This is a genomic window from Streptomyces griseoflavus (genome assembly GCF_014649995.1).
GTDB classification, from domain to species: domain Bacteria; phylum Actinomycetota; class Actinomycetes; order Streptomycetales; family Streptomycetaceae; genus Streptomyces; species Streptomyces griseoflavus.
Genome location: NZ_BMUC01000002.1, coordinates 266,376 through 292,563 on the forward strand (window position 1 = coordinate 266,376; position 26,188 = coordinate 292,563).

Annotated in this window: 25 protein-coding genes and 1 pseudogene; 15 read left to right on the forward strand and 11 right to left on the reverse strand. The window is 73.4% G+C overall.

Going from position 1 to position 26,188, the window contains the following annotated elements; genetic code table 11:
• The first annotated feature begins 61 nt into the window (after positions 1–61).
• A complete protein-coding gene (locus IE172_RS07035; protein ID WP_190096216.1) occupies positions 62–901 on the forward strand; it encodes a J domain-containing protein in 840 nt (279 codons plus the stop codon).
• A gap of 52 nt (positions 902–953) precedes the next feature.
• The gene (locus IE172_RS07040) at positions 954–1,283 is read left to right on the forward strand and encodes a rhodanese-like domain-containing protein (protein WP_190096498.1); all 330 of its coding nucleotides are present in this window, start codon (positions 954–956) and stop codon (positions 1,281–1,283) included.
• A gap of 10 nt (positions 1,284–1,293) precedes the next feature.
• Here the strand turns inward: IE172_RS07040 and paaE are convergent, their stop codons facing one another.
• The 5 genes from paaE to paaA are packed head-to-tail and all read right to left on the reverse strand — an operon-like array spanning position 1,294 to position 4,922.
• A complete protein-coding gene (gene paaE, locus IE172_RS07045; protein WP_190096217.1) occupies positions 1,294–2,352 on the reverse strand; it encodes a 1,2-phenylacetyl-CoA epoxidase subunit PaaE in 1,059 nt (352 codons plus the stop codon).
• A complete protein-coding gene (gene paaD / locus IE172_RS07050; RefSeq protein ID WP_190096218.1) occupies positions 2,352–2,897 on the reverse strand; it encodes a 1,2-phenylacetyl-CoA epoxidase subunit PaaD in 546 nt (181 codons plus the stop codon). Before paaD ends, paaE begins: the two co-directional genes overlap by 1 nt.
• Complete coding sequence (paaC, locus tag IE172_RS07055; protein WP_190096219.1) at positions 2,891–3,628, reverse strand: 1,2-phenylacetyl-CoA epoxidase subunit PaaC; 738 nt, start codon at positions 3,626–3,628, stop codon at positions 2,891–2,893. The genes paaD and paaC overlap by 7 nt, the downstream gene beginning before the upstream one ends.
• Positions 3,625–3,912 (reverse strand): 1,2-phenylacetyl-CoA epoxidase subunit PaaB, encoded by a 288-nt coding sequence (gene paaB / locus IE172_RS07060; RefSeq protein ID WP_103543825.1) that lies wholly within the window; start codon positions 3,910–3,912, stop codon positions 3,625–3,627. The genes paaC and paaB overlap by 4 nt, the downstream gene beginning before the upstream one ends.
• Positions 3,909–4,922, reverse strand: a complete 1,014-nt coding sequence (paaA, locus tag IE172_RS07065) for a 1,2-phenylacetyl-CoA epoxidase subunit PaaA (protein WP_190096220.1) — start codon at positions 4,920–4,922, stop codon at positions 3,909–3,911. Before paaA ends, paaB begins: the two co-directional genes overlap by 4 nt.
• A 320-nt stretch (positions 4,923–5,242) precedes the next feature.
• Between paaA and IE172_RS07070 the strand changes: the two genes are divergently transcribed.
• The 3 genes from IE172_RS07070 to IE172_RS07080 are packed head-to-tail and all read left to right on the forward strand — an operon-like array spanning position 5,243 to position 8,275.
• Complete coding sequence (locus IE172_RS07070; RefSeq protein ID WP_229885840.1) at positions 5,243–6,244, forward strand: DUF5819 family protein; 1,002 nt, start codon at positions 5,243–5,245, stop codon at positions 6,242–6,244.
• Complete coding sequence (locus IE172_RS07075; protein ID WP_190096222.1) at positions 6,241–7,479, forward strand: HTTM domain-containing protein; 1,239 nt, start codon at positions 6,241–6,243, stop codon at positions 7,477–7,479. The genes IE172_RS07070 and IE172_RS07075 overlap by 4 nt, the downstream gene beginning before the upstream one ends.
• A gap of 10 nt (positions 7,480–7,489) precedes the next feature.
• Positions 7,490–8,275, forward strand: a complete 786-nt coding sequence (locus IE172_RS07080; protein ID WP_190096223.1) for a TrmH family RNA methyltransferase — start codon at positions 7,490–7,492, stop codon at positions 8,273–8,275.
• 5 nt (positions 8,276–8,280) lie between these two features.
• On the opposite strand, the gene paaN is transcribed toward IE172_RS07080, so the two are convergent.
• On the reverse strand, positions 8,281–9,972 hold the full coding sequence (gene paaN / locus IE172_RS07085; RefSeq protein WP_190096224.1) for a phenylacetic acid degradation protein PaaN: 1,692 nt from the start codon (positions 9,970–9,972) through the stop codon (positions 8,281–8,283).
• A gap of 161 nt (positions 9,973–10,133) precedes the next feature.
• Here paaN and IE172_RS07090 point away from each other — a divergent pair, with 161 nt between their 5' ends.
• The gene (locus IE172_RS07090) at positions 10,134–11,651 is read left to right on the forward strand and encodes a 3-hydroxyacyl-CoA dehydrogenase (RefSeq protein ID WP_190096225.1); all 1,518 of its coding nucleotides are present in this window, start codon (positions 10,134–10,136) and stop codon (positions 11,649–11,651) included.
• Positions 11,648–12,238: a TetR/AcrR family transcriptional regulator gene (locus IE172_RS07095; RefSeq protein WP_190096226.1), complete on the forward strand. Its 591-nt coding sequence runs from the start codon at positions 11,648–11,650 to the stop codon at positions 12,236–12,238. The genes IE172_RS07090 and IE172_RS07095 overlap by 4 nt, the downstream gene beginning before the upstream one ends.
• Positions 12,239–12,371: 133 nt before the next feature.
• Here IE172_RS07095 and IE172_RS07100 read toward each other — a convergent pair whose 3' ends face one another.
• Entirely contained in the window at positions 12,372–12,857 is a 486-nt protein-coding gene (locus tag IE172_RS07100; protein WP_190096499.1) for an Lrp/AsnC family transcriptional regulator, read from the reverse strand.
• 185 nt (positions 12,858–13,042) lie between these two features.
• On the opposite strand from IE172_RS07100, the gene pdhA reads away from it, so the two are divergent.
• From pdhA to IE172_RS07130, 6 genes and pseudogenes are all read left to right on the forward strand, one after another.
• Complete coding sequence (pdhA, locus tag IE172_RS07105) at positions 13,043–14,185, forward strand: pyruvate dehydrogenase (acetyl-transferring) E1 component subunit alpha (protein ID WP_190096227.1); 1,143 nt, start codon at positions 13,043–13,045, stop codon at positions 14,183–14,185.
• On the forward strand, positions 14,182–15,186 hold the full coding sequence (locus tag IE172_RS07110; protein ID WP_190096228.1) for an alpha-ketoacid dehydrogenase subunit beta: 1,005 nt from the start codon (positions 14,182–14,184) through the stop codon (positions 15,184–15,186). The genes pdhA and IE172_RS07110 overlap by 4 nt, the downstream gene beginning before the upstream one ends.
• Complete coding sequence (locus IE172_RS07115; protein WP_190096229.1) at positions 15,186–16,616, forward strand: dihydrolipoamide acetyltransferase family protein; 1,431 nt, start codon at positions 15,186–15,188, stop codon at positions 16,614–16,616. The genes IE172_RS07110 and IE172_RS07115 overlap by 1 nt, the downstream gene beginning before the upstream one ends.
• A gap of 96 nt (positions 16,617–16,712) precedes the next feature.
• Positions 16,713–17,759, forward strand: a complete 1,047-nt coding sequence (locus IE172_RS07120; RefSeq protein WP_190096230.1) for an NTP transferase domain-containing protein — start codon at positions 16,713–16,715, stop codon at positions 17,757–17,759.
• Entirely contained in the window at positions 17,756–19,138 is a 1,383-nt protein-coding gene (locus IE172_RS07125) for a molybdopterin molybdotransferase MoeA (RefSeq protein ID WP_190096231.1), read from the forward strand. Before IE172_RS07120 ends, IE172_RS07125 begins: the two co-directional genes overlap by 4 nt.
• Positions 19,135–19,779: pseudogene (locus IE172_RS07130) on the forward strand (potassium channel family protein); the annotation flags it as partial. The gene IE172_RS07125 and the pseudogene IE172_RS07130, both read left to right, overlap by 4 nt.
• Positions 19,780–19,850: 71 nt before the next feature.
• Here the strand turns inward: IE172_RS07130 and IE172_RS07135 are convergent.
• Together IE172_RS07135 and IE172_RS07140 are read right to left on the reverse strand one after the other, a co-directional pair.
• A complete protein-coding gene (locus tag IE172_RS07135; protein WP_190096232.1) occupies positions 19,851–20,699 on the reverse strand; it encodes an ABC transporter permease in 849 nt (282 codons plus the stop codon).
• Positions 20,696–21,742 (reverse strand): ATP-binding cassette domain-containing protein, encoded by a 1,047-nt coding sequence (locus IE172_RS07140; protein WP_190096233.1) that lies wholly within the window; start codon positions 21,740–21,742, stop codon positions 20,696–20,698. The genes IE172_RS07135 and IE172_RS07140 overlap by 4 nt, the downstream gene beginning before the upstream one ends.
• 129 nt (positions 21,743–21,871) lie before the next feature.
• Here IE172_RS07140 and IE172_RS07145 point away from each other — a divergent pair, with 129 nt between their 5' ends.
• A complete protein-coding gene (locus IE172_RS07145; protein ID WP_190096234.1) occupies positions 21,872–22,855 on the forward strand; it encodes an NAD(P)H-quinone oxidoreductase in 984 nt (327 codons plus the stop codon).
• Positions 22,856–22,979: 124 nt separating this feature from the next.
• Here IE172_RS07145 and IE172_RS07150 read toward each other — a convergent pair whose 3' ends face one another.
• Complete coding sequence (locus IE172_RS07150) at positions 22,980–23,519, reverse strand: hypothetical protein (protein ID WP_190096524.1); 540 nt, start codon at positions 23,517–23,519, stop codon at positions 22,980–22,982.
• 338 nt (positions 23,520–23,857) lie between these two features.
• Here IE172_RS07150 and IE172_RS07155 point away from each other — a divergent pair, with 338 nt between their 5' ends.
• On the forward strand, positions 23,858–24,397 hold the full coding sequence (locus tag IE172_RS07155) for a bacterial proteasome activator family protein (protein ID WP_189557335.1): 540 nt from the start codon (positions 23,858–23,860) through the stop codon (positions 24,395–24,397).
• An 85-nt stretch (positions 24,398–24,482) separates the two neighbouring features.
• On the opposite strand, the gene IE172_RS07160 is transcribed toward IE172_RS07155, so the two are convergent.
• Positions 24,483–26,123, reverse strand: coding sequence for a protein kinase domain-containing protein (locus IE172_RS07160; protein ID WP_190096235.1), 1,641 nt, complete (start codon positions 26,121–26,123; stop codon positions 24,483–24,485).
• Between the last annotated feature and the right edge of the window lie 65 nt (positions 26,124–26,188).

A 26,188-nucleotide genomic window follows, 5' to 3' on the forward strand; every position in this document is an offset into this window, starting at 1 on the left:
ACGGGGCATACGCCGCCGGAGCGGGGAGTGTCACCCCTGGCCGGTGGCCTACGCTGTCCGGGTGACGACCTCGGAAGGTGAGCAGGCCGGCGGCGCCGGCGCGGAGCGGACGCCCGGCGGCGAGGGGGCAGCGCGGCCCGAGGACCGGCTGGAACAGGCCGTCCGGGCGGCCGAGCAGGCCCTGATCGAGTTCGAGATCGCGGTGGAGACCTTCCGCGTCGAGGTCGAGAACTTCTCCCGGCTGCACGAACAGAAGCTCGGCCCCGTCTACGCCCGCCTCGAGGAGCTGGACGCCCGGATTCTGGAGGCGAAGGCGGCCCGCAGCGACGACCCCGAGGACCGGCGCCGGGCCGACGAGGCACGCGCCCGGCTCCTGCCGATCCCCGGCGTCGAAGAGCTGATGAACGGCTGGATGGACGGCGACGGCCTGTTCCCCGAGGCCACCGCCATGCTCACGGATCAGCCGGTGCGGCCCCCGCAGCGGGTGCGGCCCAGCGACGAGGCCCGCAGGCTCTACCGGGAGCTCGCCCGCAAGGCCCACCCGGACCTGGCGCAGGAGGACAAGGAGCGCGCCCGCCGCGAGGAGTTCATCACCCGCGTCAACGCCGCCTACGCCCGCGGCAGCGAGGCGGAACTGCGCGAACTCGCCGAGGAGTGGGCCAGGGGACCGGAGCTGAAGCGCCTCCCCAGCGCCGGTGAGGAGCTGTACGCCCGCCTCGAATGGCTGTCCCGGCGCAAGGAACTGCTCACCCTGGTCGCCAGGGAACTCGAGGAGAGCGCCATCGGCTCGATGCTGCGCCTCGCCCCCGAGGACCCCGACCAGCTGCTCGAGGACATCGCCGGCCAACTGCGCGCCCAGGTCGCCGAACGCGAGGCCGAGCTGGCGGCCCTGCTGGCCTGAACCCGGCCCCGCCCGGTCGGGTAGCGTCGTGGGTATGAGTTTTGGAGCTGGTGTGCCCACGGTCCAGGTCGCGGACCTCAAGGACGGCGACTTCCTGCTGGACGTCCGGGAGGACGACGAGTGGAAGGCCGGTCACGCAGAAGGGGCGCTGCACATCCCCATCAGCGAGTTCGTGGCCCGCTACGGCGAGCTGACCGAGGCCGCCCCGCAGGACGGCCGGGTCCATGTGATCTGCCGCTCCGGCGGGCGGTCGGCGCAGGTCACCATGTACCTGGCCCAGCAGGGCATCGACGCCGTGAACGTGCACGGCGGCATGCAGGTGTGGGAGTCCGCCGGCCGCCCCGTCGTCATGGACGACGGGGCTCCGGGGCACGTCCTGTAGCGGGGCTCCCTTACCGGTCGAAGTCCAGCTCCACCGTCTCCGTCACCGGGCGGGACTGGCAGGCCAGGACGTAACCGGCTTCCGTCTCCTCCGACTCCAGGGCGTAGTTGCGCTCCATCCGCACCTCGCCGGCGACGAGGAACGCGCGGCAGGTGCCGCACACCCCGCCCTTGCAGGCGTAGGGCGCGTCGGACCGGTTGCGCAGCACCGTGTCCAGCAGGGACTCCCCGGCCCGTACGGGCCAGGTGCCGCCGCGTCCGTCGAGCCGGGCGGTGACCGTGCTGTGCGCGGGGGCGGGCGCGGTGGTGACGGACGCCGTACCGGCGTCGACGTGGAAGATCTCCTGGTGGATGCGGGACCGGGCGACGCCCAGGCCGCGCAGCGCCCGCTCGGCGCCTTCGACCAGCCCGTAGGGCCCGCACAGGAACCAGCCGTCCACCTGCTCGACGGGCAGCAGCGCCGGCAGCAGCCCGGCCAGCCGCTCCTGGTCCAGCCGCCCGGAGGGCAGTCCCGCCTGCTGTTCCTCGCGGGAGAGCACCGTCACCAGCTGGAAGCGCTCGGGGTAGCGGTCCTTCAGGTCGGCGACCTCCTCCAGGAACATCGTGGAGGCGGCCGTCCGGTCGCTGCGGATCAGGCAGAACCTGGCCTCCGGCTCGCGGGCGAGGAGCGTCGAGACGATCGACAGCACCGGCGTGATGCCGCTGCCGCCCACGACGGCCGCGTACCGGCCGGGGGCGGGAGGGAGCGTGAAGCGGCCGGCCGGGGTCATCACCTCCAGCTCGTCACCGAGGTCGATCTCCTTGAGCGCGTACGTGGAGAAGGCGCCGCCCTCGACCAGCCGCACACCGACCCGCAGCGTGCTCGGGGCCTCGCCGTCGGGGGCGGGGGAGCAGATGGAGTACGTGCGGCGTATCTCCTCGCCGTCGGCGCTGCGTCTGAGGGCCAGGTGCTGACCGGGCGCGTACCGGTACTCCTCGCGCAGGTGCGGGGGGACGGTGAGGGTGAGGGCGACGGAGTCGTCGGTGAGCCGGTCGACCGCGGCCACCCGGAGCCGGTGGAAGCGGGCCATCACAACTCCTTGAAGTGGTCGAACGGTTCACGGCAGGCCAGGCAGCGGCGCAGCGCCTTGCAGGCGGTGGACGAGAAACGGCTGAGCAGTTCGGTCTCGGCGGACCCGCAGTGCGGGCAGGGGACGGGGCCGAGGCCGTCCGCCGGTGCGTCCGACCGGGTGCGGGTGGCTCCGAGCGTCACCGGGACCGGCCCGGTGGGGGCGGCAGCCCCGGTGCGCGGCGGGGCGATGCCGAACTCCCGCAGCTTGCGCCGCCCTTCGTCCGTGATGTCGTCGGTCGACCAGGCCGGCGCGAGCACCGTGCGCACGGTGACCTCCCGCACCCCGTGCCCGCGCAGGACGCGCTCGATGTCGAGGCTCATCACCTCGACGGCCGGGCAGCCGGTGTAGGTCGGGGTCAGCTCGACCTCGACGCTGTCCGGGCCGTGTGCGTGCACCGCGCGGACCACGCCCAGTTCACGCAGGGTCAGTACCGGCAGTTCGGGGTCGGGCACCGAACCGGCGAGCTCCAGGAGTTCCGCCTCCAGCGGCGTGGCGGTCACCATGCCGCCCCCGGGTGGCTGCGGTGCAGGTGCTGCATCTCGGCGAGCATCCGGCCGAACGGCTCGGTGTGCAGGCCCTGCCGGCCCGCGCCGGCCGCCCACGCTCCCGTGCGCGGGCCGTCGGGCACCGTGAGCGTGGCCCGGCGCAGCACCTCGCCGGTCCACTCCAGCCAGGCCGCCTCCCGGTGGGACGGGTCGGCTTCGACGCCCTCGACCGGCTGGAACATCTCGCCCGTGTAGCGCCACAGCGCGTCCACGGCCCGCTGCATCCGCGCGTGGCTCTCGTCCGTGCCGTCGCCGAGGCGCAGCGTCCACTGCTCGGCGTGGTCGCGGTGGTAGGCGGTCTCCTTGACGGCCTTCGCGGCCAGCGGGGCGAACGGGCTGTCGCCGGAGGCCAGTTCGCCGTAGAGGAGGTACTGGTGGGCGGAGAAGAAGAGCTGGCGGGCGATGGTGTGGGCGAAGTCGCCGTTCGGCTGTTCGACCAGCTGGAGGTTGCGGAAGGCGCGCTCCTCGCGGAGGAACGCCAGCTCGTCCTCGTCGCCGGCCATCGACAGCAGCACCCGGGCCTGTCCGAGCAGGTCCAGCGCGATGTTGGCGAGGGCGACCTCCTCCTCGAGGACGGGGGCGTGGCCGGCCCACTCGCCCAGGCGGTGGGAGAGCACCAGGGCGTCGTCGCCGAGGGCGAGCGCGGCGGCCGTGGCCGCGGCGGTGCCGGCGGCGGATGTCGTCGTCACAGGTGCTGCACCCCCTCGGGGATCTCGTAGAACGTGGGGTGCCGGTAGGGCTTGTCGGCGGCCGGTTCGAAGAACGGGTCCTTCTCGTCGGGCGAGGAGGCGGTGATCGCGGACGACGGGACGACCCAGAGGGAGACGCCCTCGCCGCGCCGGGTGTACAGGTCGCGGGCGTTGCGCAGGGCGAGCTCCGCGTCCGGGGCGTGCAGGCTGCCGGCGTGGGTGTGGGACAGTCCCCGGCGCGAGCGCACGAAGACCTCCCACAGGGGCCAGTCGGTGTGGGTCATGCTCGCGTAGCTCCTGTCTCGCCGTTGCTGTGCCTGGCCGCGTGGGCCGCCGCCGCCTCCCTGACCCAGGCGCCTTCCTCGTGGGCTCGCCTGCGCCGGGTGAGCCGCTCCTCGTTGCACGGTCCGTTGCCCTTGAGGACGGCCCGGAACTCCGCCCAGTCGATGGCGCCGAAGTCGTGGTGCCCGCGCTCCTCGTTCCACTTGAGGTCCGGGTCGGGGAGGGTGAGGCCGAGGGACGCGGCCTGGGGGACGCAGATGTCGACGAAGCGCTGGCGCAGTTCGTCGTTGGAGTGCCGCTTGATCTTCCAGGCCATGGACTGCGCGGAGTGCTGGGACTCGTCGTCGGGCGGGCCGAACATCATCAGCGACGGCCACCACCAGCGGTCCACCGCGTCCTGGGCCATCGCGTGCTGCTGCGGGGTGCCCTTGCTGAGGGCCAGCAACAGCTCGTAGCCCTGGCGCTGGTGGAAGGACTCCTCCTTGCAGATGCGGACCATCGCCCGCGCGTACGGCCCGTAGGAGCAGCGGCACAGGGGGACCTGGTTGGTGATCGCGGCGCCGTCCACGAGCCAGCCGATGGCACCGACGTCCGCCCAGGTCAGCGTCGGGTAGTTGAAGATCGAGGAGTACTTCTGGCGGCCGGAGTGCAGCTTGTCGAGCAGCTCCTCGCGGCTGGTGCCGAGCGTCTCGGCGGCGCTGTAGAGGTACAGGCCGTGCCCCGCCTCGTCCTGCACCTTGGCCATCAGGATCGCCTTGCGGCGCAGGGAGGGCGCGCGCGTGATCCAGTTGGCCTCGGGCTGCATGCCGATGATCTCGGAGTGCGCGTGCTGGGCGATCTGCCGGACCAGCGTCGCGCGGTAGGCGTCCGGCATCCAGTCGCGCGGCTCGATCCGCTCGTCGGCGGCGACGGCCGCGTCGAAGGCGTGCTCGTGTCCGGCGGTGTCGTCCGCGCCGGCCGTCACGCCGTACGCCCGGCTGCCCGCCGTATCGCGGGCGGCTGCTGTCGCCATGAGGTCCCCCTCGACCTGGATGCTTCCCGGAGCACGCTCCCGACCAATCGTTCGGTTCGTGCGATTCCATGGTGGGACGGGCGCCGCGAGGTGTCAACCGCTGTGGATAACCTGCGGGTGCCGCTCGGGGACGACAGGGCCCGGGCGCCGTGTGGCGGCGGCCACGCGACGGGGGGACCAGGGGGACTGTGCCCGGGGGTCCCGCGCTGAGTACCGTTCCGTGCGACGCGGCGGAGCGACGGCGCGGGCGGGCGGCGGGGGACCGGCCCCGCGGCCGCGGTGGAAGCAGTGACGGACCGGGATCGGTGGATCGGGGCGGAATGAACGCGTACGACAAGGGCTCGGACGCCCGCCGCGGGCCCGCGGGGGAGGGCGCCGGCCGGGACCCGCGCCCCGCCGTGCCCGCGACCCCGGCGCACCGGCCCGCCCCCGACGCCCCGCCCCCGGCTTCCGACACCCCTGCGTCCGCCCCCGACGACGAGCCGGACGGACCACCCGCGCCGCACTCCCCCGGCACGGTCCCCGGCCCCGGCCCCGGCCCTGACCCGGCTGCCGACCCGGAGACCGGTCCCGACCCGGAGACGGGTCCCGACCCCGAGACCGACCCTGACCCCAAGACCGACCCCGACCCCGAGACGGGCCCCGGCCCCGTGACCGCCCCGCCCGCCGAGCCCCGTACCGGTGTGGCCGCCCTCTCCCTGCGCTACCAGATCGGCGCCGCACTGGCGCTCGCGGTCGTCGCCGTCGGGATCTGTGTGCACCTCGGCATGACGTTCCTGCACGTGGCGCCCGCGAACACGGTCAGCAAGCAGCACCGCGAGACGATCGAGAACTGGATCTACCCGGAGTTCGAGCAGAACTGGAAGCTGTTCGCGCCCAACCCCCTCCAGCAGAACGTCTCCGTCCAGGTGCGCGCCGAGATCCGCACCGCGGACGGCGCGTCACGGACCACCGGCTGGTACGACCTGTCCGCGCGGGACGGCCGGGCCATCGACGGCAATCCGCTGCCCAGCCACACCCAGCAGAACGAGCTGCGCCGCGCCTGGGACTTCTTCGTCTCGACGCACGACGACGACAACCGGCCGGTGGGCCTGCGCGGGGCGCTGTCCGAGGCGTACCTGCGCCGGATCACCGCGATGCGCCTGGACCGCGCGGACGCCGCCGGCGCGGACGGTGCCGTCGAGCGCGTCCAGGTCCGCTCCCGCACCACGAACATCCCGCCGCCGGACTGGAGCGAGGAGAAGATCTCCGACAAGCCCGTGTACCGCGTCCTGCCCTGGTGGACCCTGCCCGAGGACGAGACCCGGGGAGGCATCGGATGAACCGCTTCTCGCTGGCTCTCTCCCGGGGCATCGCCCGCGTCACCGACTCTCCGCTGGGCCCGTACCAGACCGCCGTGATCCGCATCGGCTTCAGCCTGACCTGGCTGCTGTTCCTGCTGCGCGAGTTCCCCCACCGCCAGGAGCTGTACGGGCCCGACGGCCCGTGGAGCTGGCAGCTCGCCGAGCAGCTCGTCGCGACGAACGACGCCTTCACCGTGCTGCTCTGGTCCGACAGCCAGGTGTGGTTCGAGGCCGTCTACGCGCTGGCCGTGCTGTGGAGCCTGCTGTTGCTGCTGGGCTGGCGCACCCGCACCATGTCGGTGCTGTTCATGGTCGGCGTGCTGACGCTGCAGAACCGCAGCGTCTTCATGGGCGACGGCGGCGACAACGTCCTGCACCTGATGGCGATCTACCTGGTCTTCACCCGCTGCGGCCAGGTCTGGTCGCTGGACGCGCGGCGCGCCCGCCGTGCGGCGCGGGCACGCGCCCGCGGGGACCGGCCGCGCGACCGGGTCGGTCCCGCCCTGTGGGGGGTGCTCGGTTTCGCGCTGCTCCTCGCGACGCTCGCGGGCCGGACGGAGGGCGACCGCTTCATACCGGTGCTGCTGTGGGCCGTGTGGTCCGCGCAGGCGCTGTGGTGGCTGGCCGGGCGCCGCGCCGGGTCGGGCCAGCCGCGGATCCTGCTGGACGTCGTCGCGAACATCGTGCACAACGGCGCGCTGCTGGTGATCATGGCGGAGGCGTGTCTGATCTACGCCACGGCCGGCTGGTACAAGGTCCAGGGCTCCCGCTGGCAGGACGGCACGGCCGTCTACTACCCGCTCCACCTGGAGTACTTCTCCCCCTGGCCGGCCCTCGCGGACCTGATGTCCGCCAGCGGCACCATGGTGATGCTGGTGACCTACGTGACGGTCGCCGTGCAGGTCGCCTTCCCCTTCACCCTGTTCAACCGGCGGGTCAAGAACGTCCTGCTGAGCTTCATGATCCTCGAGCACGCGGTGATCGCCGTGGTACTCGGGCTGCCCTTCTTCTCCCTGGCGATGATCGCGGCCGACGCGGTGTTCCTGCCGACGTCCTTCCTGCGCCGTCTGGGCGGTCTGACGGCACGGGTCCGGGGAGGACCGCGCCCGCGCCGGGGCGGGACGTCCCTCCCGGGGCCGCGGCCCCCCGCCGACTCCCCGGCCGGCCGGGCGCCGGATCCGGTGCCCGGCGGAGTGCCGGCCCCGCGCACGTAGGCTGCACGCCATGACCGACCCCGCCCGCACCACGGGACCCGAGGACCCCGCCGGCACCGTGTCCGCCTGGCACCGCCTGACCGAGGACGCCGTCCTGCTCGACGGCTTCCACGCGCTCAAGCACGCCGTGCGCTTCGGGGCCGAGGTGTGCATGGCGCTCACGGCGGACCGGGCCGGGGTGCTCGCGCTCGCCGACGAACTGGCCGCCGACGTGCGGGAGCCGCTGGCGTCGCTGCTGACCGAGGTGCCGCATGGGACGTACGCCTCGCTGGTGCCCCGCCCGCACCCCACCGCCGTCGCGGCCCTGGCCGGGCGCCCCTCCCGGGCGGGCAACCTGGAGAAGCTGGCGCACACCCCGCGCACCGCTCCCGTGGTGGTCCTCGACAACCCGCGCAACCTCGGCAACGCCGGAGCGGTGATCCGGCTGGCCGCCGGTTTCGGGGCGACCGGCGTCGTCACCACCGGCACGCTCGACCCCTGGCACCCCACCGTCGTGCGCGGCGGGGCGGGACTGCACTTCGCCACCGCCGTGGAACGGCTGACCGTGCGGGAGCTGCCGCCGGGGCCGGTCTTCGCGCTCGACCCCGAAGGCGAGGACATCCGCGCGCTGAGGCTGCCGGACGACGCGCTGCTCGCCTTCGGTTCCGAACGCAGCGGACTGTCGGCGGAGCTGCGCGCGCGGGCCGACCACCTGGTGGCGCTGCCGATGCGCCCCCAGGTCTCCAGCTACAACCTCGCCACCAGTGTGGCCATGACGCTGTACCACTGGAGCGCCACCGGGGGCCCGTCGGCGTAGGAGGGTTACGCCTCCCGGCGCACCTCGACCACCCGGAACCGGTTGGCCACGAACGCGCCGTCGCACAGGGCGGCGTTGGCCGCCGGGTTGCCGCCGGAGCCGTGGAAGTCGGAGAAGGCGGCCGTCTGGTTGACGTACACCCCGCCCGTGAGGTTCAGGGAGAGCTGGGCGGCCTCCTCCAGGCAGACCTCCCGCACCGTCTCCTCGACCTCCGGGGAGGTCGTGTAGGCGCCGACCGTCATGGCGCCCTTCTCCCGGATCGTGCGCCGCAGCAGCTCGGCCGCGTGGTCGGCCGAGTCGACGGCGACGGCGAAGGAGACCGGGCCGAAGCACTCGCTCATGTACGCGGCCTCGGCGTCCGGCTTGGAACCGTCCAGCTTCACGATCACCGGCGTGCGCACCACCGCGCCCGGGAACTCCGGGTGGGTGATCTCGCGGGAGGCGAGGACGACCTCGCCGAGCCCGGCGGCGGCCTCCAGGCGGGCCTTGACGTCCGGGTTGACGATCGCGCCGAGCAGCGCGTTGGCCCGCGCGTCGTCGCCGAGCAGACCGTCGACGGCCTGCGCCAGGTCGGCGGCGACCTCGTCGAACGACTTGGGGCCCTGGTCGGTGGCGATGCCCTCGCGCGGGACGAGCAGGTTCTGCGGGGTGGTGCACATCTGGCCGCTGTACAGGGAGAGGGAGAACGCCAGGTTGGACAGCATCCCCCGGTAGTCGGCGGTCGACTCCACGATCACCGTGTTGACGCCGGCCTTCTCCGTGTACACCTGCGCCTGCCGGGCGTGGGACTCCAGCCAGTCGCCGAAGCCGGTGGAGCCGGTGTAGTCGATGATCCGGATCTCCGGGCGGGTGGCGAGGCTCTTGGCGATGCCCTCGCCGGGCCGCTCGGCGGCCAGCGCCACCAGGTTCGCGTCGAAACCGGCCTCGGTGAGCACCTGGCGGGCGACCTGGACGGTGAGCGCGAGCGGCAGCACCGCGCGGGGGTGCGGCTTGACCAGGACCGCGTTGCCCGTGGCGAGGGAGGCGAACAGGCCCGGGTAGCCGTTCCACGTCGGGAAGGTGTTGCAGCCGATGACCAGGCCGATGCCGCGCGGGACCGGGACGAACCGCTTGGTGAGCGCGAGCGGGTCGCGCTTGCCCTGCGGCTTGGTCCACTCCGCCGTGTCCGGCGTGCGGATCTGCTCCACGTACGCGTAGGCGACCGCCTCCATGCCGCGGTCCTGCGCGTGCGGGCCGCCGGCCTGGAACGCCATCATGAACGCCTGGCCGGAGGTGTGCATGACCGCCTGGGCGAACTCCATCGTCCGGTCGCTGATCCGCTTGAGGATCTCCAGGCAGACCACCGCGCGGGTCTCCGCGCCCGCGTCGCGCCAGGCGCGCATCCCGGCCCTCATGGCGGGCAGCAGCTCGTCCGGGTTTGCGTGCGGGTAGCTCACGCCCAGCTCGACGCCGTACGGGGAGGTCTCGCCGTCCACCCAGCCGTCCGTGCCCGGCTGGCCGAGGTCGAGGCGGGTGCCGAGCAGGGCGTCGAAGGCGGCCTTGCCCGCCGCCATGTCCAGGCTGCCGTTCTCCCCGTAGGCCTTGGGGTGCTCGGGGTGCGGGGACCAGTACGCGCGCGTGCGGATCGCTTCCAGCGCCTGGTCCAGGGTGGGACGGTGGCGGGCGATCAGCTCGTGCGCCGTGAGTTCGGCGGCCATGCGGGACCAACTCCTCGTCTCAGGAACTCTTCGTCGAGCTCATGGACCTGTGCGGAAACGTAGTCAGGATCGGGCGGTCAGAGTTAGAGTAACCGAACGATCGGTCGGGACAAGGGGGTCCGCCGCATCCGTGGAAAACCCCGTGCGGGAGGATCGCGCACATGACAGCACTCGACCTCAGCAGTCCCGTGGCCGTGGTCGGCACCGGCACCATGGGCCAGGGAATCGCCCAGGTCGCGCTGGTCGCGGGCCATCCCGTCCGGCTGTACGACGCCGTCCCGGGGCAGGCACGTCAGGCGGCCGACGCGATCGGCGCCCGGCTGGACCGGCTGGTGGAGAAGGAGCGCCTCACCGCCACCGATCGGGACGCCGCGCGCTCCCGGCTCCGGCCCGTCGGCGAACTCGCCGCTCTCGCCGGTTGCTCCCTGGTCGTCGAGGCCGTCGTCGAGCGCCTCGACGTCAAGCAGGAGCTGTTCCGGGCGCTGGAGGACATCGTCTCCGACGACTGCCTCCTCGCCACCAACACCTCCTCCCTGTCGGTCACGGCGATCGGCGGTGCCCTGCGGATGCCCGGCCGCTTCGTGGGCCTGCACTTCTTCAACCCCGCGCCGCTGCTGCCGCTGGTCGAGGTCGTCTCCGGGTTCGCCACCGACGTCACCAGCGCCACCCGTGCCTACGAGACGGCCCGCGCCTGGGGCAAGACGCCCGTCGCCTCCGCCGACACCCCCGGCTTCATCGTCAACCGGATCGCCCGGCCCTTCTACGCCGAGGCCTTCGCGGTGTACGAGTCCCAGGGCGCCGACCCGGCCACCGTCGACGCGGTCCTGCGCGAGTCCGGCGGCTTCCGGATGGGCGCCTTCGAGCTCACCGACCTCATCGGCCAGGACGTCAACGAGTCCGTCACCCACTCGGTGTGGCGATCCTTCTTCCAGGACGTGCGCTTCACCCCGTCCCTGGCCCAGCGCCGGCTGGTCGAGTCCGGCCGCCTCGGCCGCAAGACCGGCCGGGGCTGGTACGACTACGCCGACGGCGCCGAGCGCCCCGAGCCGCACACCGCCGAGCCCGCCGAACCGCCCGCGTACGTGATCGCCGAGGGCGACCTGGGGCCCGCGGCGGAGCTGCTCGCCCTGATCCGCGAGGCCGGCATCGAGGTGCGCGAGCGGGACGAGGACAACGGCACCCGGCTGGTGCTGCCCGGCGGCGGCCAGCTGGTGCTCGCCGACGGTCAGGCGTCCGTGGAGTTCCTCGACGTCGTCTACTTCGACCTCGCCCTCGACTACCGCACCGCCCCGCGCGTCGCCCTGTCCCACTGCCGGGACACCTCCGCGCGGACCGTCGCCGAGGCCACCGGCCTGTTCCAGGCACTCGGCAAGAAGGTCAGCGTCATCGGGGACGTCCCCGGCATGATCGTCGCGCGGACGGTGGCGCGGATCATCGACCTCGCGGTCGACGCCGTCGCCAAGGGCGTCGCCACCGAGGAGGACGTCGACACCGCGATGCGACTGGGCGTGAACTACCCCCTGGGCCCCTTCGAGTGGAGCCGCCGCCTCGGCCGGGGCTGGGCCGGCGACCTGCTGGAGGAGATGCACGAGATCGACCCCTCCGGCCGTTACGCGCCGTCCCTCGCGCTCTACCAGTACGCGTGCGCCACCCCCGACAAGCGGGAGGACACCGCATGACCACCGCCAAGCGCGACACGTACACCCCGGAGACGCTGCTGTCCGTGGCCGTGCAGGTGTTCAACGAGCGCGGCTACGACGGCACGTCCATGGAGCACCTCTCCAAGGCGGCCGGCATCTCCAAGTCGTCGATCTACCACCACGTGGCCGGCAAGGAGGAACTGCTGCGCCGCGCGGTGAGCCGGGCCCTGGACGGGCTCTTCGCGATCCTCGAGGAGGAGCGGGCGCGCACCGGCCGCGCCGCCGAGCGGCTGGAGTACGTCGTCCGGCGCATGGTCGAGGTGCTGATCGCCGAGCTGCCCTACGTGACGCTGCTGCTGCGGGTGCGCGGCAACACGGACACCGAGCGGTGGGCGCTGGAGCGGCGGCGCGAGTTCGACCACCGGGTGGCCGGGCTGCTGAAGGCGGCGGCGGCCGACGGGGACGTGCGCGAGGACATAGAGGTGCGCCTGGTGACCCGCCTGGTCTTCGGGATGATCAACTCCATCGTGGAGTGGTACCGGCCGGACGGGCGCGGCATGAACGAGCGCGAGGTGGCCGACGCGGTGGCGCAGCTGGCCTTCGGCGGGCTGCGCAAGGCGGGCTGAGGCCCGGGGGCGTCCCGGCCGGGCCCCAGGGCCGGTGACGACTCCCTGCACCCCGGCGGCCCTCCGGCCGCTGCGGCCCCTGCGGCCCTCACCCCTGCGGCCCTCACCCCTGCGGCCCTCACCCCTGCGGCCCTCACCCCTGCGGTTCGAGGTCCTCCTCCTCGAACACCAGCAGGGTGCGCGTGCTCAGCACCTCCGGGATCGCCTGGAGCCGGGTCAGCACCAGCTCGCGCAGCGTCCGGTTGTCCGGCGTGTGCACCAGCAGCAGCACGTCGAAGTCCCCGCCGACCAGCGCGATGTGCGAGGCGCCGGGGAGCTGCCTGAGCTGCTCGCGGACCGTGCGCCAGGTGTTCTGGACGATCTTCAGGGTGATGTACGCGGACGTCCCGTGACCGGCCCGCTCGTGGTCGACGCGGGCCCCGAAGCCCCGGATCACGCCGTCCTCGACGAGCCGGTTGATCCGCGCGTACGCGTTCGCGCGGGAGACGTGCACCCGTTCGGCCACCGAGCGTATGGAGGCGCGGCCGTCCGCCTGGAGCATGCGCAGGATGTCCTGGTCGATCGCGTCCAGGGGACGCGCGGGAGGCAGCGGCCCGGTGCCCTCCTGGCCCTCGGCCATTTGTTCAGATGCCACCCGCCCCCACCTCTCCGCCGTGGACGTCCTGCATCCATCCCATGCTGTGGAGAACCGTTTGTCCACAGCCTGGTGCCACCCGTAGCCAAAATGTGCCGGCGACCGAACAATCGGTTGGTGAGGCGCGTCACAGACGCCGCGCCTCCGTCTTCCCACGAGGAGGTGCCGTCATGACGGTCATGGAGCAGCGGGGGGCCTACCGGCCGACCCCGCCGCCCGCCTGGCAGCCCCGTACCGACCCCGCGCCGCTGCTGCCCGACGCGGAGCCGTACCGCGTGCTCGGCACCGAGGCGGCCGCCGGGGCGGACCCGGAGCTGCTGCGCCGGCTGTACGCGGAGCTGGTGAAGGGCCGCCGCTACAACGCGCAGGCCACCGCCCTCACCAAGCAGGGCCGTCTCGCGGTCTACCCCTCCAGCACCGGCCAGGAGGCCTGTGAGGTCGCCGCCGCCCTCGTACTGGAGGAGCGCGACTGGCTCTTCCCGAGCTACCGCGACACCCTCGCCGTCGTCGCGCGCGGTGTGGACCCGGTGGAGGCCCTCACCCTGCTGCGCGGTGACTGGCACACCGGCTACGACCCCCACGAGCACCGGGTGGCCCCGCTGAGCACCCCGCTCGCCACCCAGCTCCCGCACGCCGTCGGTCTCGCGCACGCCGCCCGCCTCAAGGGCGACGACGTGGTCGCGCTCGCCATGGTCGGCGACGGCGGCACCAGCGAGGGCGACTTCCACGAGGCGCTGAACTTCGCCGCCGTCTGGCAGGCCCCGGTGGTCTTCCTCGTGCAGAACAACGGCTTCGCGATCTCGGTACCGCTCGCCAAGCAGACGGCGGCACCGTCGCTGGCCCACAAGGCCGTCGGCTACGGCATGCCCGGCCGCCTGGTCGACGGCAACGACGCCGCCGCCGTGCACGAGGTCCTCGCCGACGCCGTGCGCCGCGCCCGGGCGGGGGGCGGCCCGACGCTGGTCGAGGCGATCACGTACCGCGTGGAGGCCCACACCAACGCCGACGACGCGACCCGCTACCGGGGCGACGCCGAGGTGGAGACCTGGAGGCGGCACGACCCGATCGCGCTCCTGGAGCGCGAGCTGACCGGGCGCGGACTGCTCGACGAGGCCGCCGCCGAGAGCGTCCGCCAGGACGCCGAGACCATGGCCGCCGACCTGCGGGCCCGCATGAACCAGGACCCCGCGCTCGACCCCATGGACCTCTTCGCGCACGTCTACGCCGAGCCGACCCCCCAGCTGCTGGAGCAGCGGGAGCAGCTGCGGGCCGAGCTGGCGGCCGAGGCCGAACCGGAAGGGACGCAGGCATGACCACCGTCGCCGTCAAACCGGCCACCATGGCGCAGGCCCTCACGCGCGCGATGCGCGACGCCATGGCCGCCGACCCGTCCGTGCACGTCATGGGCGAGGACGTCGGCACCCTCGGCGGTGTCTTCCGGATCACCGACGGACTCGCCAAGGAGTTCGGCGAGGACCGCTGCACGGACACGCCGCTGGCCGAGGCGGGCATCCTGGGCACGGCGGTGGGCATGGCCATGTACGGGCTGCGCCCGGTGGTGGAGATGCAGTTCGACGCGTTCGCCTACCCGGCGTTCGAGCAGCTCCTCTCCCACGTGGCGAAGACGCGCAACCGCACGCGCGGGAAGATGCCCCTGCCGATCACCATCCGCGTGCCCTACGGCGGCGGCATCGGCGGCGTCGAACACCACAGCGACTCCTCCGAGGCGTACTACATGGCGACTCCGGGGCTCCATGTCGTCACGCCCGCGACCGTCGCGGACGCCTACGGGCTGCTGCGGGCCTCCATCGCCTCCGACGACCCGGTCGTCTTCCTGGAGCCCAAGCGGCTCTACTGGTCGAAGGACGCCTGGAACCCCGAGGAGCCGACGGCCGTTGAACCGATAGGCCGTGCGGTGGTGCGGCGCTCCGGCCGGAGCGCCACGCTCATCACCTACGGGCCGTCCGTACCCGTCTCCATGGAGGCGGCCGAGGCGGCCCGGGCCGAGGGCTGGGACCTCGAGGTCGTCGATCTGCGCTCCCTGGTGCCGTTCGACGACGAGACGGTGTGCGCCTCGGTACGGCGGACGGGACGCGCGGTGGTCGTCCACGAGTCGGGCGGCTTCGGCGGCCCGGGCGGGGAGATCGCGGCCCGGGTCACGGAGCGCTGCTTCCACCACCTGGAGGCGCCGGTGCTGCGGGTGGCCGGGTTCGACCTGCCGTACCCGCCGCCGATGCTGGAGCGTCACCACCTGCCCGGTGTGGACCGGATCCTGGACGCCGTGGGGCGCCTGCAGTGGGAGGCCGAGAGCTGATGGCACAGGTGCTGGAGTTCAAGCTGCCCGACCTCGGTGAGGGGCTCACCGAGGCGGAGATCGTGCGCTGGCTGGTCGAGGTCGGCGACGTCGTCGTCGTGGACCAGCCGGTCGTGGAGGTCGAGACGGCCAAGGCGATGGTGGAGGTGCCCTGCCCCTACGGCGGTGTGGTCACCGCCCGCTTCGGCGCCGAGGGCACGGAACTGCCCGTCGGCGCTCCGCTGCTGACCGTGGCGGTGGGGGAGACGGCCGAGGGCCGCACGGGCGGTGGCGCGGACGCCGCGGCCCCCGTGGACGCCGCGCACTCCGCGGATGCGGCCGGCCGGACTCCGGCCGGCGAGGGCTCCGGCAACGTCCTGGTCGGCTACGGCACCTCCGAGGCCCCGGCCCGCCGCCGCCGGGTGCGCCCGGGGCGGACGACGCCCGCCGCACCCGCGGCCCGTGCCGTGAACGGGACGGCCACGCCCTCGGAGCCCTCGGCCGCCCCCTCCGCCGCATCCCGGGCCGTCCCCGACGGCCCCGTCCCCGTGATCTCCCCCCTGGTGCGCAGGCTGGCCCGGCAGAACGGCCTGGACCTGCGGGAGATGACCGGATCCGGACCCGACGGACTGATCCTGCGGGCCGACGTGGAGTACGCGCTGCGGGCCGCCGCCACCCAGGGCCGTACCGAGGCGACGGCCGGCGCACAGCGGACGCAGGCCGCCCCGGCGGGCGTGCCGGCCGCCGCCCCGGACGGGCCGGCCGTCACCCGCGTCCCGCTCAAGGGCATCCGCGGTGCCGTCGCCGACAAGCTCTCCCGCAGCCGCACCGAGATACCGGACGCGACCTGCTGGGTGGACGCCGACGCCACCGAACTGATGCGCACGCGCGCCGCGATGAACGCCTCCGGTGGTCCGAAGATCTCCGTGCTCGCCCTGCTGGCCCGGATCTGCACCGCCGCGCTCGCCCGCTTCCCCGAGCTCAACGCCTCGGTGGACACGGAAGCCAGGGAGATCGTCCGGCACGGCGGCGTGCACCTCGGTTTCGCCGCGCAGACCGACCGCGGCCTCGTCGTTCCCGTCGTCCGTGACGCGCACACCCGCGACGCCGAGTCCCTGACGGCCGAGTTCGCCCGGCTCACCGAGGCGGCGCGGGCCGGGACGCTGACACCCGCGGAACTCACCGGCGGCACCTTCACGCTGAACAACTACGGCGTGTTCGGCGTCGACGGCTCCACGCCGATCATCAACCACCCCGAGGCCGCCATGCTCGGTGTCGGCCGCATCGTCCCCAAGCCGTGGGTGCACGAGGGCGAGCTGGCGGTGCGGCAGGTCGTGCAGCTCTCGTTCACCTTCGACCACCGGGTCTGCGACGGCGGGACGGCGGGAGGCTTCCTGCGCTACGTGGCGGACTGCGTGGAACAACCGGCGGTGCTGCTGCGGACGCTCTGAGTCCGCTCCCCTCCCGCCGGGCTTCCTGCCGGGCTCCCCGCCGTGTCCGCGTGCCCCCGCATTCTCCGTGATCGCGGGGGCACGCATACTCGGGGGGTGACCGAGTACCAGCCGCCCGGTGATCCGCCGCGCGGTCCCTCAGGTGAACCCTCGGGCAGCGCCTCCCCGGGATCCGGCGCCGTCTACGACGCCGTCGTACTGGCCGGCGGCGCCGCCCGCCGGCTCGGGGGCGCCGACAAACCCGGCGTGCGCGTCGGCGGACGGGCCCTGCTCGACCGGGTCCTGACGGCCTGCGCCGACGCCCGCACCACGGTGGTGGTCGCCGACCCCCGCCGCACCGCGCGCCCCGTGACCTGGGCCCGCGAGGAACCCCCGGGCGGCGGGCCCCTCGCCGCGCTCGACGCCGGGCTCCGGCACACCACGGCCGACCTCGTCGTCCTGCTCTCCGCCGACCTGCCGTTCCTCGACCGCCGCACCGTCGCGGCGCTGCTCACGCCCCTCGGCGGCGGTACGGCCGACGGCGTGCTGCTGACCGACTCCGACGGCCGCGACCAGCCGCTCGTCGCCGCCTACCGGGCCGCGTCCCTGCGCCGGGAACTGACCGCGCTGACCGGCCGGCACGGCGCCCTGACCGGGCTCCCCCTGCGCCGGCTGACCGGCGCCCTCGACCTCACCCGCATCTCCGGCCCGGTGGCGTCCTTCGACTGCGACACCTGGGACGACATCGCCACTGCCAGGGCACGCATCAGGGAGCATGGACACGTGTTGGACGAATGGATCTCCGCAGTCAAGGACGAGCTGGGCATCGACCTGGACGTCGACACCGGCGCGCTGCTCGACCTCGCCCGTGACGCCGCCCACGGGGTGGCCAGGCCCGCCGCACCGCTGACCACCTTCCTCGTCGGTTACGCGGCCGCGCGGGCGGGCGGCGACCGCGAGGCCGTCGCCGAGGCGACCCGCAAGGCCGTGGCGCTCGCGCTGCGCTGGGCGGACGAGGACGCCCCCTCCGCCGACGCCCCCTCCCCCTCCCCCTCTGCCTCCGCCGACGCTCCCTCCGCCTCCACCGACTCCCCCTCCACCGACACCCGGTCCGCCGGCACCACACCCGACGCGGCCCCCGAAGCCCGCCCGGACGCGGGATGACCGCGCACGGCACCCGGGCCGGCGAGGACGCCGACGACCTCGACGTCGAGGAGGCGCTCGCCCTCGTGAACACACGCTCCGGCCGCTCCGACCTACCCGGCCGCTCTCCCGGCGAGCACGGCGGCGGCGCGAACCACCCGCACCACCGCGCCACCGCCTGGTCCGACGCCCGGGCCATCGCCGCACGCGCCCCGCGGCACGGCGCCCGGGGCCGTACCGGCCTTCCGGCCCCGGTCGCCGTCCCCCTCGCCTCCGCCCTCGGTCTCACCCTGGCCACCCCCCTCACCGCCCTCACCGACCTGCCCTCCTTCGACACCTCGGCGATGGACGGCTGGGCGGTCTCCGGCCCCGGCCCCTGGGACGTACGGGAGGAGGGGGTGCTCGCCGGGCACACCGAGCACGCGCCGCTCACCGACGGCGAGGCCGTCCGGATCGCCACCGGCGCCCGGGTCCCCCCGGACACCACCGCCGTGCTCCGCAGCGAGCACGGCCGCACCGACGGCAGGGGCCGGCTGCACGCCACCGCCGCCGACCGGCCTCCGCACACCGTCTCCCACGGCCAGGACATCCGCCCCCGTGGTCAGGAGTGCCGCAGCGGTGACCAACTTCTGCCCGTGGGCACCCTGGTGACCCCGCCCGTCCTGGGCATGGCTGCCGCCGCCGGATACGACACGCTCATGGCGGTTCCCCGCCCTCGTGTCGCCGTGTTCGTCCTCGGTGACGAACTGCTCGGCGAGGGACTGCCGCACGACGGGCTGATCCGGGACGCCCTCGGCCCGTTGCTGCCGCCCTGGCTGCGCGCCCTGGGCGCGGAGGTCAGCGACGTGCGCCGGGTCGGCGACGACGAACAGGCGCTGCACGACGCGATCACCGACTGCGATGCCGAGGTCGTCGTCACCACCGGCGGGACCGCCGCCGGTCCGGTCGACCATGTGCACCCCACGCTGCGCCGCATCGGCGCCGAACTCCTCGTGGACGGCGTCCAGGTGCGCCCCGGCCACCCGATGCTCCTGGCCCGCGTCACGGACGGCCAGTTCCTCGTCGGTCTGCCCGGCAACCCTCTGGCCGCCGTCTCCGGCCTGCTCACCCTCGCCGAGCCCCTGCTGCGGACCCTCGCGGCCCGTCCCGCACCGGAGCCGTACACGCTGCCGCTGCGGGACGGTGTGCAGGGGCATCCGTACGACACCCGGCTCATTCCCGTCGCCCTGCGCGGCGACCGGGCGGTGCCGCTGCTCTACAACGGTCCGGCCATGCTGCGCGGTGTCGCGGCGGCCGATGCGCTCGCCGTCGTACCCCCCGGCGGTTCGGGACCCGGTGCGGAGGCGGAACTGCTCGACCTGCCCTGGGCGTCCGGGGGAATCGGGGTGTGTTTCACGTGAAACTTCCGGGCCAGGACGCCATCGCCCGTCAGGCGGACGAACATCTGGTGACCCATCGGGTGAAACTCCCGAGGAAGCTGGTGGAGCATCCGATCCGCCAGGTCGCCAAACGCCTGTCGATGGCCTTGGTGGTGCTCGTGGTGACGGCGTTCGTCGTGTACGCCGACCGCGGCGGGTACAACGACAACGCCGACGGCTCCATCGACCTCTTGGACGCGTTCTACTATGCGACCGTCACCCTCTCCACCACCGGGTACGGCGACATCACACCGGTCAGCGACGCCGCCCGGCTGACCAACATCTTCGTCATCACGCCGCTGCGCGTGCTGTTCCTGATCATCCTGGTCGGCACCACCCTCGAGGCCCTCACCGAACGCACCCGGGAGGAGTGGCGACTGAACCGCTGGAGGTCCACCTTGCGCGATCACACCGTTGTCGTCGGGTTCGGGACCAAGGGACGGTCCGCGATCAAGACGGTCTGTGCGACAGGGCTCCGCAAGGAGCAGGTCGTGGTGGTCGATCCCAGCGCGAAGGCCATCGAGGCGGCCACGGCGGACGGTTTCGCGGGCGTCATAGGCGACGCCACGCGCAGTGAGGTGCTGAAACGGGCCGAGGTGTACCGGGCACGGCAGATCATCATCGGACACCCGACACCCGTCCGCTCCCCTGGACCTGAGGCCCGCCCTTCGCGGCCGGGCGGGCCCCGGTCCGGTCACTTGCGGTTGTAGAGCCGCATGGTGACCGGGCCGAAGACCGCCACGAACAGTCCGGCCCAGCCCAGCGTCCAGGCGATCTCGTCGGCCGGCCAGTCGCCGGCCATCAGACCGCGCACCGAGGACGCCAGGTGGGTGACGGGGCTGTTGTTGACGAACGCCTGGAGCCAGCCCGGCATGGTGCGCGGGTCGACGAAGACGTTGGACAGGAAGGTGAGCGGGAAGATCACCATCATGCTGACGCTCATCACCGACTTCTCGGTGCGCAGCATCAGGCCGAACATGGTCCAGATCCACGAGAAGGCGAACGAGAAGACCAGCAGCAGCGCGATCCCGGCGACCACGCCGACGAAGCCGCCCTCCGCCCGGTATCCGAGCAGCAGCCCCATGGCGAGCATGACCACGGACGCGATGGAGTAGCGCAGCGCGTCGCCGAGCAGGTAGCCGACCATGGCCGAGGGCCGCCAGATGGGCAGCGAGCGGAACCGGTCGAAGACGCCCTTCTCGATGTCGATGTTCACCGAGACCCCGGTGTACATCGTGATCATCACGACCGACATCACCAGGATGCCCGGCAGGACGAACTGGATGTAGTCGTCGGGAGAGCCCGCCAGCGCACCGCCGAAGAGGTACGTGAACATCAGCAGGTTCATGATCGGGAAGGCGGTGACGTCGAAGAGCTGCTCCGGCACGTGCTTGATCTTCAGCATGGCGCGCCAGCCGAAGGTCAGGGACGTGGACAGTGAGCTGGGGCGCGGCGGGCGTTCCCTGGTGACCAGCAGGGCGGCCAGCGACTCGGTGCTGACCGGCGCGAGGTCCTTGCTCTCGGTGCTGGTGACCGTGCTCATGCCGCCACCTCGTCCTTCGTGTCGGTGTCGGTGCCGGTGCCGGTGCCTGTGCCGGTGCCTGTGCCGGTGTCCGGACCGGCGTCGTGCCCGGTCAGCGCCATGAAGACCTCGTCGAGGCTGGGCTGTCCGAGGGAGAAGGTGTCGACGGTGATCCCGGCCCGGGTCAGCTCGCCGAGCGCCCGTGCCGCCTGCTCGGCGGCGGAGTCGCTCGTCGCCGCGCCGAGGCGGGCGGTGAGGGCCACCGGGTCGTGCTCCGGCTGCACCTCCGCGACCAGCAGCTCCCGCAGCAGCCGCTCGGCCTCGGGCCGCCGGTCGGCGTCCCGCAGCCGCAGGTGGACGGAGCCGGCACCGACGGAGGCCTTCAGCTCGCCCTTGGTGCCCTCGGCGATCACCCGGCCCCGGTCGATGACGGCGATCCGCGACGCCAGCTGGTCGGCCTCGTCCAGGTACTGCGTGGTCAGCAGCACGGTCGTGCCCTGGGCGACGACCGCCCGCACGATGTCCCACACCTGGTTGCGGCTGCGCGGGTCGAGACCGGTCGTGGGCTCGTCGAGGAACAGCAGGTCGGGGGTGTTGAGGATGGACGCGGCGATGTCGATGCGGCGCCGCATGCCGCCGGAGTAGTGCTTGACCTGCTTCCCGGCCGCCTCCGTGAGGCCGAACGCCTCCAGCAGCTGGGCGGCGCGGGTACGGGCGGTGGCCTTGTGGTGGCCGAGCAGCCGGGCCAGCAGAACCAGGTTCTCGGTGCCGGTGAGGTCCTCGTCCACGGACGCGTACTGGCCGGTGAGGCTCACCCGGCCGCGTACCTCGTCGGCCTCGCGCACGACGTCGTGACCGAAGACCCGGGCCTCGCCGCCGTCGGGGCGCAGCAGGGTGGCGAGCATCTTCACGGTGGTGGTCTTGCCCGCGCCGTTCGGTCCGAGGACGCCGTAGACCGTGCCGGCGGGCACGGTCAGATCGACCCCGTCGACGGCCCGCGTCTCACCGAAGGTTTTGACCAGGCCCACGGTCTCGATCGCCGGGCCGGACGTGTGCGTACTCATGCTGGGTCCTTCCGCGTGCTCGGGCTACGCAGGGAGTGACTCCCACCGTCGCGCAATCTCATCGGTCCCGCACACGGTTTCCACCGGCGGTGCCCGTGGCGCGGGCGTGCCCGGGGGTACCGTCCCCTCATGCATGCGATCACGATTCCCGAACCCGGTGGGCCCGAGGCGCTGGTGTGGGAGGAGGTTCCCGATCCGGTGGCCGGCGAGGGGGAGGTCCTGGTCGAGGTGGTGGCCGGGGCCGTCAACCGGGCCGACATCCTCCAGCGGCAGGGCTTCTACAATCCCCCGCCCGGCGCGTCCCCCTACCCCGGTCTGGAATGCTCCGGACGGATCGCCGCGCTCGGTCCCGGGGTGAGCGGCTGGGCCGTCGGCGACGAGGTCTGCGCCCTGCTCGCGGGCGGCGGCTACGCCGAGAAGGTCGCCGTGCCGGCCGGGCAGTTGCTGCCCGTGCCCGAGGGGATCACCGTCGATCAGGCGGCGGCGCTCCCGGAGGTCGTCTGCACGGTCTGGTCCAACGTCTTCATGGTCGCCCATCTGCGCCCCGGCGAGACCTTCCTGGTGCACGGGGGTTCCAGCGGCATCGGCACCATGGCGATCCAGCTGGCCAAGGCCGTCGGCGCGAAGGTCGCGGTCACGGCCGGCACCGCGGAGAAGCTGGAGCGCTGTGCGGAACTCGGTGCCGACATCCTGATCAACTACCGGGAGCAGGACTTCGTCGAGGAGCTGAGGCAGACCACCGGCGGAGCGGGCGCGGACGTCATCCTCGACAACATGGGCGCCAAGTACCTGGACCGCAACGTCCAGGCCCTCGCGGTCAACGGCCGGCTCGCGATCATCGGCATGCAGGGCGGGGCCAAGGGCGAGCTGAACATCGGCGCCCTCCTGACCAAGCGCGCCGCGATCAGCGCGACCTCGCTGCGGGCCCGCCCGGCCGCGGAGAAGGCGGCGATCGTGGCGGCCGTACGGGAACACGTCTGGCCGCTCGTCGCCACGGGCCGGGTGCGTCCCGTCATCGACCGCGAGATCCCGATGCCGGAGGCGGCCGCCGCCCACCGGGTCGTGGAGGAGAGCGGCCACATCGGCAAGGTCCTGCTGGTCACGACGGACTGACCCGGGCGGCGGCACGGGCCTGGGGGGAGCCGCACCGGGGCCGGTGCGGCTCCCGGCCGTACGTCGCGACCTCCCGCCGGAGCCGGTTACCGCCCGGGAACGGGACGGGCCGTGCGGGCGGTGGTCAGGCCTGGCGCATGCGCAGGGCGACGAAGGCGAGTCCCAGGCCGAGGCCGATGAGGACCAGTCCGCTGCCGAGCGGCAGGATCCGCAGGACGGGCTCGGCGCTCGCGGCCGCGTCCGGTGCGGAGGGCGCCGAGGGGGAGGGAACCGGGACGGCCGCCGGGGAGGTGGACGCCTCCCGCGGACCGTCACCTGCGGGCGTCCGGGACCCCGCCTCCCTCTCCCCCGGGCGGGACAGGCCGGGGTGGGAGTCCGGGTGGGCGGTTCTGTCGCGGGCGTCCCCGTCGTCCTCCCCGCCCCGTTCCTCCCGCTCCCGGGACTCCCGGCCCCGGGGATCCTCGCCCGGTTCGTGCCGCCCGGGCCGTTCCCGCCCTTCGTCCGGCCGGTCCCGGCTCTCGTCGGGTCGTTCCCGCCCCTCGTCCGGCCGGTCCCCGGCCCGTGACGGCCGTTCGGACGGCGACGCCGGGGTCGGCGACGCGGACGACGCCGTCGACGCCGACGGGACGGAGGAGCGGGGAGAGGACGACGGGGAACGGGTCACGGGACTCCCGTCGGCCTGTGAGGCCCTGTACACCACGGGCGTCCCCGTCACCGCGAAGGCGGGCCCCGCGGCAGGGCCGTGCGGCATCAGCGCCGCCCCCGCCCCCAGGACAACCGTCGCCCCCATTACACGCAGCCATGAAGTCACGACCGTGACCTCCCGCGCCGTCCGGTGCTCGGTCACACCGTCGGCAAGATGGGCCGGATGGACGCCCAACAGCCTCGCATTCCGTAAGGAGTCCGGCATTCCGGATGCCTCCGTCGGGGGGACCCCCGGGGTGCCCGCCGCTCCCGGGGGCGCCGCTGGGCCGGGTCACCCGGGTGCGCGACAATGGCGTCATGGAGATGCCGAGGAACGAACGGTCGCCGGAGAATCCGCAGATCCTGGTCGTCGGCCAGGACGGAATGGCGCTCAGCGGCGGCAGCGGGGACGAGGACTCCCGCGAGACCCCGGTGACGGAACAGGTGGAACAGCCGGCGAAGGTCATGCGGATCGGCAGCATGATCAAGCAGCTGCTGGAGGAGGTGCGAGCGGCTCCCCTGGACGAGGCCAGCCGGGCCCGGCTCAAGGAGATCCACTCGAGCTCGGTGAAGGAGCTGGAGGACGGTCTGGCCCCGGAGCTGGTCGAGGAGCTGGAGCGGATCTCGCTGCCCTTCACGGACGACGCGACGCCCACCGACGCCGAACTGCGGATCGCCCAGGCCCAGCTGGTGGGCTGGCTGGAGGGGCTCTTCCACGGCATCCAGACCACGCTCTTCGCCCAGCAGATGGCGGCGCGCGCCCAGCTGGAGCAGATGCGCCGCGCGCTGCCGCCCGGCGTGGGCGACGGCCCGGAGGAGCCGCACCTGGGCGGCCGCTCGGGCGGCCCGTACCTGTAACCCGTCCCCGACCCTGCCCGAACGACCACGGAGGGGCCCGGCATCCGATGCCGGGCCCCTCCGCCGTGTCCGCCGGCGCGGCCGGTCAGGAGGGCGGGTTGCCCGTCGAGACCTTGAGGGTGATCTCCGGCATGTCCTCGGGGTCGACGTCCGTACCGGCCGGCGGGAACTGCTCGCGGACCGAACCCTCGCCGTAGGTGTTCTCGTCCACCTCGAGGATCTTGAAGTCGCCCCAGCCGGCGGCCTGGAGGCACTCCCTGACCGAACCGATGTACTTGAACTTGAAGTTGGGGAGCCTGATCTTGTCGGGGTCGTTGTACGACTCCTGCGGCTCCTCGCACTCCTCCGCGTCGATCTTCTTCGACGTGTCGGGCCCGCGGTAGCCCTCGGCCTTGGTCGCCGACGCGGACGCCGAGGGGCTGCTGCCCCCGCCGCCCTGGGGGTCCTTGTCGCCGCCGTTCATCATCAGCGCCGCCACCAGGCCGCCGACGGCCAGCACGGAGACGGCGATCGAGCCGATGACCACCGGCTTGTTCCGGCCGCCACGGCCGCCACCGGAGCCCGGGGACTGCGGGGTGATGTTGTACGGCGGCGGGGTCGCCGCGCCCTGCTGCGCGTAGGCCGCCGGGCCGGGCGTCTGGTAGCCGCCGTGCTGCGGGTAGCCGTACGCCGGGGACGGAGCGGACGGGGTGCCGTACGGGTTCGGCTGCGGGGCCGGCTGGTAGGGCGTCCGGACGTCGCCCGTGGGGGCCGGGGTCGCCTGGTCGACCGGCGGGAACACCGCGGAGCCGACGCCCGCGCCGCTCTGCGCCTGCGCGCCCGGCACGATGCTCGGCGGTGCCGCCTGCACGGACTGGGCCACCCGCAGGCACTCCCCGCGCATCGCCTCCGCACTGGGGAAACGCTCGTTGGGGTTCTTCTTCAGCGCGCGGGCGATCAGCGCGTCCACGGCCGGCGGCAGCGAGCGGTTGACCGAGGACGCGGTCGGCGGTTCCTCCTGCACGTGCGCGTACGCGATGGCCAGCGGCGAGTCCGCCTCGAACGGCAGCCGGCCGGTGACGAGCTGGAACAGCATGATGCCGACCGAGTAGAGGTCCGAGCGCGCGTCGACGCCCCGTCCGAGCGCCTGCTCCGGGGAGAGGTACTGCGGGGTGCCGACGACCATGCCGGTCTGCGTCATCGACGTGACACCCGACTGCATGGCGCGGGCGATGCCGAAGTCCATCACCTTGACCACGCCGCGCTTGGTCATCATCACGTTGCCCGGCTTGATGTCCCGGTGGACCAGCCCCATCTCGTGGCTGATCTCCAGCGCCGCCAGGACGTCCGCGGTGATCTTCAGCGCCTTGTCGGCGGGCATCGCGCCCTGCCGCCGGACGTCCTCGTCGAGCACGGAGCCCAGCGGGCGGCCCTCGACGTACTCCATGACGATGAACGGCGTCGTCATGCCGTCCACGTCGTCCTCGCCGGTGTCGAAGACCGAGACGATGTTGGTGTGCGTGAGCTTCGCCACGGACTGCGCCTCGCGGCGGAAGCGCTCACGGAACGCCTGCTCCCGGCCGAGTTCCGTGTGCAACGTCTTGATCGCGACCTGACGGTCGAGCACGCTGTCGTAGGCGAGGTGCACCGACGCCATGCCGCCCTGGCCGAGCAGGTCCCGCAGCTGGTAACGGCCACCGGCGAGCGCCCGCCCCGCGTACTGGCCCTGTGCGCCGTCCTGGCTCATGTTCCGCGTCCCCCGTAGCCTCTCCGGCGCCGCCGTCGGTGACTGTTCTCGTCGTAGATCGAAAG

What these genes read in the sequence shown, in the direction of transcription:
- IE172_RS07115 (WP_190096229.1), top strand. Translation starts at nt 15,186, where the DNA reads ATGGCACAGGTGCTGGAGTTCAAGCTGCCCGACCTCGGTGAGGGGCTC.
- IE172_RS07135 (WP_190096232.1), bottom strand. Translation starts at nt 20,699, where the DNA reads ATGAGCACGGTCACCAGCACCGAGAGCAAGGACCTCGCGCCGGTCAGC.
- paaE (WP_190096217.1), bottom strand. Translation starts at nt 2,352, where the DNA reads ATGGCCCGCTTCCACCGGCTCCGGGTGGCCGCGGTCGACCGGCTCACC.
- IE172_RS07110 (WP_190096228.1), top strand. Translation starts at nt 14,182, where the DNA reads ATGACCACCGTCGCCGTCAAACCGGCCACCATGGCGCAGGCCCTCACG.
- IE172_RS07070 (WP_229885840.1), top strand. Translation starts at nt 5,243, where the DNA reads ATGAACGCGTACGACAAGGGCTCGGACGCCCGCCGCGGGCCCGCGGGG.
- paaA (WP_190096220.1), bottom strand. Translation starts at nt 4,922, where the DNA reads ATGGCGACAGCAGCCGCCCGCGATACGGCGGGCAGCCGGGCGTACGGC.
- IE172_RS07145 (WP_190096234.1), top strand. Translation starts at nt 21,872, where the DNA reads ATGCATGCGATCACGATTCCCGAACCCGGTGGGCCCGAGGCGCTGGTG.
- paaB (WP_103543825.1), bottom strand. Translation starts at nt 3,912, where the DNA reads ATGACCCACACCGACTGGCCCCTGTGGGAGGTCTTCGTGCGCTCGCGC.
- IE172_RS07090 (WP_190096225.1), top strand. Translation starts at nt 10,134, where the DNA reads ATGACAGCACTCGACCTCAGCAGTCCCGTGGCCGTGGTCGGCACCGGC.
- IE172_RS07080 (WP_190096223.1), top strand. Translation starts at nt 7,490, where the DNA reads ATGACCGACCCCGCCCGCACCACGGGACCCGAGGACCCCGCCGGCACC.
- IE172_RS07100 (WP_190096499.1), bottom strand. Translation starts at nt 12,857, where the DNA reads ATGGCCGAGGGCCAGGAGGGCACCGGGCCGCTGCCTCCCGCGCGTCCC.
- pdhA (WP_190096227.1), top strand. Translation starts at nt 13,043, where the DNA reads ATGACGGTCATGGAGCAGCGGGGGGCCTACCGGCCGACCCCGCCGCCC.
- IE172_RS07075 (WP_190096222.1), top strand. Translation starts at nt 6,241, where the DNA reads ATGAACCGCTTCTCGCTGGCTCTCTCCCGGGGCATCGCCCGCGTCACC.
- IE172_RS07125 (WP_190096231.1), top strand. Translation starts at nt 17,756, where the DNA reads ATGACCGCGCACGGCACCCGGGCCGGCGAGGACGCCGACGACCTCGAC.
- IE172_RS07140 (WP_190096233.1), bottom strand. Translation starts at nt 21,742, where the DNA reads ATGAGTACGCACACGTCCGGCCCGGCGATCGAGACCGTGGGCCTGGTC.
- IE172_RS07160 (WP_190096235.1), bottom strand. Translation starts at nt 26,123, where the DNA reads ATGAGCCAGGACGGCGCACAGGGCCAGTACGCGGGGCGGGCGCTCGCC.
- IE172_RS07155 (WP_189557335.1), top strand. Translation starts at nt 23,858, where the DNA reads ATGGAGATGCCGAGGAACGAACGGTCGCCGGAGAATCCGCAGATCCTG.
- IE172_RS07095 (WP_190096226.1), top strand. Translation starts at nt 11,648, where the DNA reads ATGACCACCGCCAAGCGCGACACGTACACCCCGGAGACGCTGCTGTCC.
- paaN (WP_190096224.1), bottom strand. Translation starts at nt 9,972, where the DNA reads ATGGCCGCCGAACTCACGGCGCACGAGCTGATCGCCCGCCACCGTCCC.
- paaD (WP_190096218.1), bottom strand. Translation starts at nt 2,897, where the DNA reads ATGGTGACCGCCACGCCGCTGGAGGCGGAACTCCTGGAGCTCGCCGGT.